Source organism: Tyzzerella sp. An114, assembly GCF_002161055.1.
Taxonomy (GTDB): domain Bacteria; phylum Bacillota; class Clostridia; order Lachnospirales; family Anaerotignaceae; genus Fimicola; species Fimicola cottocaccae.
In genome coordinates this window covers 1-2,342 of the sequence record NZ_NFLT01000049.1, presented here as the reverse complement: position 1 = coordinate 2,342, position 2,342 = coordinate 1, and the positions used below count along the sequence as shown (strand labels likewise).

General features: G+C 26.9%; 2 protein-coding genes and 1 pseudogene. All 3 read right to left on the bottom strand.

Annotation, left to right across the window (positions count from 1 at the left end):
• On the bottom strand, positions 1-332 hold a 332-nt coding region (locus B5E58_RS13125; RefSeq protein WP_330395662.1), incomplete at its 3' end, for an AAA family ATPase.
• A 78-nt stretch (positions 333-410) separates the two neighbouring features.
• A complete protein-coding gene (locus tag B5E58_RS13120; protein ID WP_088110085.1) occupies positions 411-1,994 on the bottom strand; it encodes a recombinase family protein in 1,584 nt (527 codons plus the stop codon).
• Positions 1,995-2,005: 11 nt separating this feature from the next.
• Positions 2,006-2,342: pseudogene (locus tag B5E58_RS13595) on the bottom strand (hypothetical protein); the annotation flags it as partial.

The following is a 2,342-nucleotide window of genomic DNA, read 5'->3' as shown; positions in this document are numbered from 1 at the left end:
ATATTATAAATATCTTCTGGTTTTAAGAATGTATTTTTTTCATATTCAGAAACAATTATATGTGATATAGCTTTAATTTTTCTATTATAAACAGGCTTACTTATATTAAAATGATCAACATATCTAATCATTTCATCTAATATATTTCTTACACTATCAATTTTTTCTAAAGAAATTCTTTTATCAATATCATAAAAACTATTAAATATAGAAAATAATGCTTTTCCAACTGTACTTTTACCTGTATTATTTTCACCAGCAATAACAGTTATTCCATTTATTTCAACTGTGGCTGTATCTATTTTGCCTATATTCTTTAAAGACAGTTTCATATTCTTCTCCCTTCAATATTAATATATTACTTTGTGTTTATGATAACAGATTAAACAATCATTATCAATATATGAGATTTATATATTTTCAACTATTATATTCCCATTCTGAAAACATATCTCAATTTTATTTTCACTTACAGCAATCACATTCCTTATTAGTCTTCTTACAAGCACATCATCGTATTCTGTCATATAAATATTTGTGTTATCCATAAATTCATCAGCTTTACTTAATTTATCCCTACCACCTAAAGATTTTATCTTATTAGTTTCAAGTTCCTCAATACGATTTGTTATGTTTTTACAGGCTGTTTCATATTCTTCTGTATTTTCATATGTATTGTTTTTTATTAAATTTACAAGCTGTTTTTCTAATACTTTTATTTCTAAATCATATTCTGTTGTAGTATCTTTTGAAATTACACTTATAACATTTTTTCTGAAACTATCTACAAACTTATTTTTATCTTGAAGCTGTTTATTTATGGCATTCATAATAGCCTTTTGAAGAACTTTTTCATCATATGTAGGTGAGTTTTTGCAATACTTTGTTCCGTTTCTAAGTCTGTTTTCACATCTCCAAACAGCTTTTTTCTCACCATACTTTGACCAAACCTGTCTTCTGTATGGTGTGCCACATTCTTTGCATATAAATATACTTGTTAAAGCATATTTACTGTTATATCGGCATTTTCTGTCAGTTTCATTTTTATTTGGTGCTTTATTTTTTGAATTAGCTCGTCTTTCCATTTCTTCTTGCACTCTGTAAAATAATTCTCTTGGTATAATTCCTTTGTGACTATTTTCAGTATAATATTGATTAACCTCACCATTATTAGTTCTACGTTCTTTTGTAAGGAAATCTACTGTATATGTTTTTTGACATAATGTATCACCAATATATTTTTCATTGCTTAAAATTCGTATGACAGAGGCAACACCCCAGTTTGTTTTACCTCGTATTGTTTTATAGCCTTTTTCTTTTAGTTTATTTGCTATTTTATTATAACTACTACCTTCCATAAATTCAGCGAATATAAATTTTACAATCTCTGCTTCTTTTGGTATGATTTCAAGCTGACCATTTTTATTTCTTTTATACCCTAAAAGCCTACTTACAAGGGTTTCTCCCGTTTCATATTTCCTTTTAAGTCCCCACCTTACGTTCTCGCTAATATTTCTGCTTTCTTCCTGAGCCTGACTACTTAGTATTGTTATAAGTAATTCTCCTGACGAATCTAATGTATTAATATTTTCTTTCTCAAAGTATACAGCTATATTTTTTTCTTTAAGTTTTCGTATGTGTATAAGACTATCAACAGTATTTCTTGCAAACCTTGATATTGATTTTGTAATAATCATATCAATTTCATCACTTTTCTTGATACACCTATCTATCATAGCATTAAAATCATCTCTTTTTTTGGTATTTGTAGCTGATATACCATCATCAGCATATATACCTGCCATATTCCAGTTTGGGTTTTCATTAATAAGTTTTTTATAATATTCAATTTGTGCTTCATAGCTTGATTCTTGTTCTTCTTGTAATGTACTGACTCTACAATAAGCTACAACATTTAATTTTTTATATTTTGGTTGCACATTTTTATTAGTATCAACTTTTGCTGGTATAACTGATATCCTTCGATTTGCCATAAATCTCACTCCTAAATTTTTTCTTCTATTTCTACTCCGTTTTTAAGTTTAATTTTTATTTTCCCATTTTTATAAACTGTAATTTTATATAATGCTGTTATATCTATTTTTTCAATTTCTTCTTTATAATCTGACATTTCATACATAACAGACGCCCTTTTATAAATAAGTTTAATTAATTCTTCTTGTGAATATTCTTTTTCGTCTGTTTCAGCCATTTTTATTTCTCTGTCTAAAGCCTGATATCTTCCAGAGTTTTGTTTTAAGCTATTTTCTTTACACTCCAACAGTTTTGGATTTTCATTGATTTTATCAACAATCCTTGACCATATATTTTCTATTTGTTCA